At 66.2% G+C, this 7750-nt stretch carries 7 protein-coding genes; 4 read left to right on the forward strand and 3 right to left on the reverse strand.

The genetic code is table 11. The features are described 5' to 3' along the window. Positions 1-84: 84 nt before the first annotated feature. Entirely contained in the window at positions 85-1554 is a 1470-nt protein-coding gene (gene zwf, locus G3N62_RS33255; RefSeq protein ID WP_034187342.1) for a glucose-6-phosphate dehydrogenase, read from the reverse strand. A gap of 431 nt (positions 1555-1985) precedes the next feature. On the opposite strand from zwf, the gene G3N62_RS33260 reads away from it, so the two are divergent. The 4 genes from G3N62_RS33260 to ugpC all read left to right on the forward strand — a co-directional run bounded on the left by G3N62_RS33260 (position 1986) and on the right by ugpC (position 6387). Then, a complete protein-coding gene (locus tag G3N62_RS33260) occupies positions 1986-3233 on the forward strand; it encodes an ABC transporter substrate-binding protein (protein ID WP_034187343.1) in 1248 nt (415 codons plus the stop codon). 137 nt (positions 3234-3370) lie between these two features. Continuing rightward, the gene (locus tag G3N62_RS33265) at positions 3371-4309 is read left to right on the forward strand and encodes a sugar ABC transporter permease (RefSeq protein ID WP_034187344.1); all 939 of its coding nucleotides are present in this window, start codon (positions 3371-3373) and stop codon (positions 4307-4309) included. Continuing rightward, complete coding sequence (locus G3N62_RS33270; protein ID WP_011544828.1) at positions 4299-5156, forward strand: carbohydrate ABC transporter permease; 858 nt, start codon at positions 4299-4301, stop codon at positions 5154-5156. Before G3N62_RS33265 ends, G3N62_RS33270 begins: the two co-directional genes overlap by 11 nt. Positions 5157-5268: 112 nt before the next feature. Next, positions 5269-6387 carry a sn-glycerol-3-phosphate ABC transporter ATP-binding protein UgpC gene (gene ugpC, locus G3N62_RS33275; RefSeq protein WP_034187345.1) on the forward strand — a complete coding sequence of 373 codons (1119 nt, stop codon included), beginning with the start codon at positions 5269-5271 and terminating at the stop codon, positions 6385-6387. 78 nt (positions 6388-6465) lie between these two features. On the opposite strand, the gene G3N62_RS33280 is transcribed toward ugpC, so the two are convergent. Next, positions 6466-7116, reverse strand: coding sequence for a trimeric intracellular cation channel family protein (locus G3N62_RS33280; RefSeq protein ID WP_124669210.1), 651 nt, complete (start codon positions 7114-7116; stop codon positions 6466-6468). Continuing rightward, positions 7076-7750, reverse strand: a 675-nt coding sequence (locus G3N62_RS33285; RefSeq protein ID WP_206141452.1) for a Smr/MutS family protein, incomplete at its 5' end; no start/stop codon positions are given. The genes G3N62_RS33280 and G3N62_RS33285, both read right to left, overlap by 41 nt.

Genomic DNA, 7750 nt, shown 5'->3' on the forward strand with positions numbered 1-7750 from the left:
TTCCTCCGGACTGCTTTGTCTGTTCAAATCGTACGAGTCGTGGGGCACGTTGCCGGGCACGATCGTGCCCGGCAACGGTTTGCATCAGTTCTCTTCTTCGAGCCAGCAGGTGTCGTGCTGCGCGAGCATCGCGCTCGACGCAGCCGGCCCCCACGTACCCGCCGCGTACGGCTTCGGCGGCTTCAGGGAGCGCGCCCATTCGTTCAGGATAGGCTCGACCCAGCGCCATGCGGCCTCCTGTTCGTCGCGCCGCACGAACAGGGCGAGCCGGCCGTTGATCACGTCGAGCAGCAGGCGCTGGTACGCCTCCATCTGCCCTTCCTTGAAGAACTGGTCGAACGCGAGGTCGAGGTGCACGCTCGCGAGGTTCATCCCTTCGCCGGGCTGCTTCGCGAGGCAGTACAGGCGGATCGTCTCGTTCGGCTGCAGCCGGATCACGAGGCGGTTCGAGCCGGGACGCAGCGCGGTCGGGCCCAGCGCCGAGTGCGGCACCGGGCGGAAGTTGACGACGATCTCCGCGACGCGGTCGGCCAGACGCTTGCCGGTGCGCAGGAAGAACGGCACGCCGGCCCAGCGCCAGTTCTCGATCTCGACCTTCAGCGCGACGAAGGTTTCGGTCTGGCTGTCGGGCTTCACGCCCGGCTCGGTCGCGTAGGCCGGCACCTGCGCGCCCTTGATCACGCCCGCATGATACTGGCCGCGCACGGCCACCTTGCCGATGTCGCGCGGATCGACCGGCTTGAGCGCGCGCAGCACGCGCAGCTTCTCGTCGCGCACCGAGTCGGAATCCATCGAATGCGGCGGCTCCATCGCGACGATCGACAGCAGTTGCAGCAGGTGGTTCTGCACCATGTCGCGCAGCGCGCCGGTATTGTCGTAGAAATCGCCGCGCGCCTCGACGCCGAGCTCCTCGGCGATCGTGATCTGGATGCTCTCGACCCATTCGCGGCGCCACAGCGGCTCGAACAGCGCATTGCCGAAACGCAGCGCGAGCAGGTTCTGCACCGGCTCCTTGCCGAGGTAGTGGTCGATCCGGTAGATCTGGCCTTCCGCGAAGATCTCGCCGACCGCGTCGTTGATCGCGTTCGACGATTTCAGGTCGTAGCCGAGCGGTTTCTCGAGCACGATGCGTGCGCCTTCGTTCAGGCCGACCGACGCGAGCGCCTTGCAGATCGGCACGAACAGCGACGGGCCCGTCGCGAGATAGAACACGCGGATGCCCGGCAGCGACGAGATCGCGTCGCGCAGCACGACGTAGTCTTCCGCGCGGCCGAGGTCGAGCTTCACGTATTCGATGCGGTCGAGGAAGGACTTCCATGCGGCTTCGTCGAGCGCGTTGCCGGCGGCCTTTGCCGCATGCGGCTTCACGTGCGTATCGACCCATTCGAGATAGGCCGCCCGATCCGATTCGTGTCGCGCCACGGCCACGATCCGGCCGCTCTCCGCGAGCATGTTCGCGCGGTGCGCTTCGAACAGCGCGGGCAGGATCTTGCGCATCGACAGATCGCCGGTGCCGCCGAAAAGGACGAAGGTAAAGCTGGAATCGGTATGCATGTGTCTCCGCCGTGTTGGGGGTGCTGGGAAGCGATCCGTAGTGCGATAAAAATATTTTTGACACTGAATTGTAGTTTAACTACAATCCGCCGCAAGGGGTAGCACCTGGGTGAAGAAAAAAAGATGTGCGGTCGATGAACTGCGCGAGCTTCGCCTTCGGGAGCGCCTTGTGCCGAATGTTATCGGACATTGGCGGCGCGCATCGTCCGCGCGTCGTCGGCCCCGGGCTCGCGTCGCATCATCGCGGCGGGCCAGAAACACAAAGAGGAGACACGCCGTTGAATCTCGATTCACGCTTTCTGTAAGAGCCCGGCCGGTCATCGGCCCGTACGCTGCATGCGTCCCGCGGCTCGATTTCCCCGTCGTTTATCAAGAAGCCGGCTCCCGGTCAGGGAACCTCACGAGTTGATTCAGTCTGGAGGAGATAAGTAATGAAAGTTCGCTCGATCATGGGCGCGCTCTGCGCCGCGGGTCTGATGGCTGGCGCCGTGGCGGCGCAGGCAGCCGAGAATGTAACCGTGCTGCACTGGTGGACCTCGGGCGGCGAGTCGAAGGCCGTCGGCGTGCTGAAGGACGACTTGCAGAAGCAGGGCTACGTGTGGAAGGACTTCGCGGTCGCGGGCGGCGCCGGCGCCGCGGCGATGACCGCGCTGAAGACCAAGGTGATCAGCGGCGACGCACCGTCGGCCGCGCAGATCAAGGGCCCGCTGATCCAGGACTGGGCCGACCAGGGCGTGCTCGTCAACATCGATTCCGCCGCCGGCGACTGGAAGCAGAACCTGCCGCCGGAAATCGACAAGATCATCAAGTACAAGGGCCATACCGTCGCCGCGCCGTTCTCGGTGCACCGCGTGAACTGGCTGTACATCAACAAGGCCGCGCTCGACAAGGTCGGCGCGAAGGTGCCGACCACCTGGCCCGAATTCTTCGCGGTGGCCGACAAGCTGAAGGCCGCGGGCATCCAGCCGGTCGCGATGGGCGGCCAGCCGTGGCAGGACCTGACGCTGTGGGAAGACGTCGTGCTGTCGCAGGGCCCGGCGTTCTACAAGAAGGCGCTGGTCGACCTCGACCAGGCGACGCTGACGTCGCCGCAGATGCTGTCCGTGTTCGACACGGTGCGCAAGATCCAGGGCTACTTCGACACGGGCCGTAACGGCCGCGACTGGAACCTCGCGACCGCGATGGTCATCAACGGCAAGGCCGGCATGCAGTTCATGGGCGACTGGGCGAAGGGCGAGTTCGAGAACGCCGGCAAGAAGGCGGGCAAGGACTACATCTGCGCGGCGGTGCCGGGTACGGCGAACGCGTACACGTTCAACGTCGACTCGTTCGTGTTCTTCCAGCAGAAGGGCGAGAAGAACGCCACGCCGGGCCAGCTCGCGCTCGCGAAGACGATCATGACGCCGGACTTCCAGGAGCAGTTCAGCCTGCTGAAGGGCTCGGTGCCGGTGCGCCTCGGCGTGAAGATGGACAAGTTCGACGACTGCGCGAAGAAGTCGTACGCCGACGAGCAGACCGCGATCAAGTCGGGCGGCTTCGTGCCGTCGCTCGCGCACGGCATGGCGCAAAGCGACGCGACCGCCGGCGCGATCACCGACGTCGTCACGAAGTTCATGAACTCGCAGCAGGATTCGAAGAGCGCGGTCGCCGCGCTCGCGAAGGCCGCGAAGGTCAAGTAACGCGCGACAGGCGCCCGGCCGGAAACGCTTCGTCGGCCGGGCGTTTTTGCAAGTGCAGCAAACGGGCTCGCCCGCGGGCCCGTGCCGTACCGGCGCCGGCCCGGCCTGCGTCGCCCTCGTTCCAGGAGTCGAATCAAGTGGCTGCCCCTCTTAGCGGAAACGGATCCGGCGCTGCCGCCGCGCGGCGTACGTCGCCGATGTCGGCCTTCGCCGATCGCTGGATTCCGAAGCTCGTGCTTGCGCCGAGCGTCGCGATCGCCGTGGTGTTCATCTACGGCTTCATCCTGATTACCGGCTATCTGTCGCTGACCCGCTCGCGGCTGTTGCCGAACTACGAATTCGACGGCTTCGGCCGTTACTCGGACCTGTTCCAGAACGACGTGTGGTGGACCTCCGCCGCGAACCTCGGCTGGTTCGGGATTCCGTTCATCGCGATCTGCGTCGCGCTCGGGCTGTTCCTCGCGATCCTGCTCGACCAGCGCATCCGCAACGAAGGCGCGCTGCGCGCGATCTTCCTGTACCCGATGGCGCTGTCGTTCATCGTCACCGGCACCGCGTGGCAGTGGATCCTGAACCCGGGCCTCGGCCTCGAGAAGGTGATGCACGACTGGGGCTGGACGAGCTTCTCGTTCGGCTGGCTCGACGATCCGGACAAGGCGATCTTCTGCGTGGTGATCGCGGCCGTGTGGCAGTCGACCGGCTTCGTGATGGCGCTATTCCTGGCGGGGCTGCGCGGCGTCGACAGCGAGATCTTCAAGGCCGCGCAGGTGGACGGCGCGACGCTGCCGACCATCTACCGCAAGATCGTGATCCCGAGCATGCGCCCGGTGTTCTTCTCGGTGCTGCTGATCCTCTGCCACATCACGATCAAGACCTTCGACCTCGTCGTCGCGCTGACGGCGGGCGGGCCGGGCACGTCGTCGTCGCTGCCGGCCATGTTCATGTACACGTTTTCGTTCAACCGCGGCCAGCTCGGGCTCGGCGCGGCGTCCTCGGTGATGATGCTCGCGACCGTGGTCGCGGTGCTGGTGCCGCTGATGTATATGGAATCGAGGAGCACCCGCAATGCAGCCTAAGATGACGATCAGCCGGGCAGTGATCTATGCGGCACTGATCCTGTTCGCGCTGTATTTCCTGTTCCCGATCTACGTGATGCTGTCGACGTCGTTCAAGGATCTCGACCAGCTGCGCACCGGCAACCTGCTGACGCCGCCCACCACGTGGACGGTCGACCCGTGGGTGAAGGCGTGGAGCGGCGCGTGCACCGGCGTGCGCTGCGACGGCATGAAGCCGTTCTTCCTGAACTCGCTGCAGATGGTGATTCCGGCCGTGCTGATCTCGTCGCTGATCGGCGCGTTCAACGGCTACGTGCTCACGCACTGGCGCTTTCGCGGCGCGGACGCGTTGTTCACGATGATGCTGGTCGGCTGCTTCATCCCGTTCCAGGTGATCCTGCTGCCGATGGCGCGCCTGCAGGGGATGCTCGGTCTTGCCAACACGATTCCGGGCCTGGTGTTCGTGCACGTCGTGTACGGGATCGCGTTCACGACGATGTTCTTCCGCAACTTCTACGTGAGCGTGCCGGCCGAGCTCGTGAAGGCCGCGCGCATCGACGGCGCGGGCTTCTTCACGATCTTCACGAAGATCCTGCTGCCGGTGTCGCTGCCGATCTTCATGGTGTGCCTGATCTGGCAGTTCACGCAGATCTGGAACGACTTCCTGTTCGGGATCGTGTTCTCCGGCGTCGATTCGATGCCGATCACGGTGGCGCTGAACAACCTCGTCAACACGTCGACGGGCGTGAAGGAATACAACGTCGACATGGCCGGCGCGATCATCGCCGCGCTGCCGACGCTGCTCGTCTACATCGTCGCCGGCCGCTATTTCGTGCGCGGGCTGACGGCAGGCGCGGTGAAGGGGTAAGCGCGGCTTTTTCCGATACGACGAACCGGCCGCGCACGACGCGCGGCGCATCGAAACGAACCCGACGCGGCGCCCGAGGGCGCCGCGCGAGACGAGACAGAGGATTCACAGCATGGCAAGCCTTTCCATCCGTGACGTGTACAAGACCTACCCGAACGGGGTGCCGGTCCTGAAGGGTGTCGACATCGAGATCGAGGACGGTCAGTTCCTGATCCTGGTCGGCGGGTCGGGCTGCGGGAAGTCGACGCTGCTCAACATGATCGCCGGGCTCGAGACCGTTACGAGCGGCGAGATCTGCATCGACGGCAAGGTCGTCAACGACCTGTCGCCGAAGGATCGCGACATCGCGATGGTGTTCCAGTCGTACGCGCTGTATCCGTCGATGACGGTGCGCGAGAACATCTCGTTCGGCCTGAACATCCGCAAGGTGCCGAAGAGCGAGCAGCAGCAGATCGTCGACCGCGTGTCGCAGATGCTGCAGATCCAGCACCTGCTCGACCGCAAGCCGGGCCAGCTGTCGGGCGGCCAGCGCCAGCGCGTCGCGATGGGCCGCGCACTCGCGCGCGATCCGTCGCTGTTCCTGTTCGACGAGCCGCTGTCGAACCTCGACGCGAAGCTGCGCATCGAGATGCGCGCGGAGATCAAGCTGCTGCACCAGCGCCTCGGCACGACGATCGTCTACGTGACGCACGACCAGATCGAGGCGATGACGCTCGGCGACCGGATCGCGGTGATGAAGGACGGCGTGGTCCAGCAGTTCGGCGCGCCGCAGGAGATCTACGATTCGCCGTCGAACCTGTTCGTCGCCGGCTTCATCGGCGCGCCGCCGATGAACTTCATCAACGGCAAGCTGGTCGAGCAGGGCAGCGGGATCGCGCTCGAGATCGACACGGGCCTCGCGCGCAGCGCGCTGAACCTGCCGTTCGATGCGAAGCGGATGAACGGCCACGTCGGCCGCGAGGTGATCCTCGGCCTGCGTCCGGAGCGCATCACCGACGCGCGCAACGCGCACCACGGCGAGGCGTCGACGCTGCAGCCGATCGACGTGCGCGTCGACGTGACCGAGCCGACCGGGCCGGACACGCACGTGTTCGCGCAGGTGAACGGCAAGCGGATCGTGAGCCGCGTGCATCCGGCCGCGAACCCGCAGCCGGGGCAGACGCAGTCGCTGCTGTTCGACGTGTCGAAGGCCGTGCTGTTCGATCCGGCGTCGGAAGAGCGGATCGCGTGACGCGGCGGCAGTGCCGCGCGAAAGGGAAAGGGGCCGTGTCGAACGGCCCCTTTTGTCTGGGCGATGCGGCCGACGCGATCAGTGCGGCAGCCGCACGTCGAACTTGAACGTCGCGAGCCGCGCGACGAGGATGAAGCCGGTCGCGAGCAGCACGCTGTACACCGAGTCGAACTGCAGCCACGCGAGCAGCAGGTAGAACCAGCAGCCGACGAACGCGCAGGTCGCGTACGGCCGCGAATCGCGCAGGATCAGCGGGATGTCGTTGCACAGCACGTCGCGCACGATCCCGCCGACCACACCGGTGATCACGCCCATCATCACCGCGATGAAGCGCGGCATCTCGGCGTCGAGCGCGATCGCCGTGCCCGAGATGCTGAAGATGCCGAGCCCGATCGCGTCGGCGATCAGCAGCAGCCGTTCGGCCGACAGCCGCGACAGCATCCGCAGCACGAACGGCGCGAACAGCGCGAGCACGAAGATCGCGATCACGTAGTCGTCGTGCACGACCCAGTAGAACGGCCGGCGCTCGAGCAGGATGTCGCGCAGCGTGCCGCCGCCGAACGCGGTCGCGAGCGCGACGACGAACGTGCCGACCGAGTCGAGGCGGTTCTTGCGCGCCTCGATGAAGCCCGAAATCGCGAAGGCCAGCGTGGCGATCGCCTCCAGTACCGCGATCGCGAGCGTCAGCCTAGGATGCGGCACGCGGCCCCCGCTCGGCCGGCGCCGCATGCGGCTGCAGCAGCACGAGCACCGCGCCTGCGCCGCCGTCGTTGCCGCGTGCCTCGCAGAACGCGATCACTTCTTCCTTCTGCACGAGCCACGCACGCACCTTGCCCTTCAACACGGGTTCCTTGCCGATCGAGCCGAGCCCCTTGCCGTGGATCACGCGCAGGCAGCGCAGCCCCTTCTTGCCGGCTTCGCGGATGAATTCGGCGAGCGCGTCGCGCGCCTCGTCGCGCCGCATCCCGTGCAGGTCGATCTGCGCCTGCACGATCCACGCGCCGCTTCTCAGCTTGCGCACGACGTCGCGGCTGATGCCGGGGCGGTGGTAATACAGCGAGTCGTCGCTGTCGAGCAGCGTCTCGGGATCGAATTCGTCGGACAGTGTCGCGTTCAGCACGGCTTCCTCGTCGCGCTGCGTCTGCTTCGGCACCGGGTCGGGCGGCGTGCGACCCGACGACGCGCGCGGCGGCGCGTTCAGCGGCCGGATCGCGCCGATTTCGTTGCGGAACAGGTTCGCGTCGGCTTCCGCCTTGCGCTCGGCCTTCGCGGTTTCGACGCGCGCGCGTTCGCGGCGATCGGCTTCGCCTTGCAGCGACTGGCGCAATGCGCCGAGGCCCGCGAGGCCCTGGCCGCGCAGCGC

It is taken from the genome of Burkholderia sp. Tr-20355 (assembly GCF_017104685.1).
GTDB lineage: Bacteria > Pseudomonadota > Gammaproteobacteria > Burkholderiales > Burkholderiaceae > Burkholderia > Burkholderia seminalis.

What these genes read in the sequence shown, in the direction of transcription:
- G3N62_RS33270 (WP_011544828.1), top strand. Translation starts at nt 4,299, where the DNA reads ATGCAGCCTAAGATGACGATCAGCCGGGCAGTGATCTATGCGGCACTG.
- G3N62_RS33280 (WP_124669210.1), bottom strand. Translation starts at nt 7,116, where the DNA reads ATGCGGCGCCGGCCGAGCGGGGGCCGCGTGCCGCATCCTAGGCTGACG.
- ugpC (WP_034187345.1), top strand. Translation starts at nt 5,269, where the DNA reads ATGGCAAGCCTTTCCATCCGTGACGTGTACAAGACCTACCCGAACGGG.
- G3N62_RS33260 (WP_034187343.1), top strand. Translation starts at nt 1,986, where the DNA reads ATGAAAGTTCGCTCGATCATGGGCGCGCTCTGCGCCGCGGGTCTGATG.
- zwf (WP_034187342.1), bottom strand. Translation starts at nt 1,554, where the DNA reads ATGCATACCGATTCCAGCTTTACCTTCGTCCTTTTCGGCGGCACCGGC.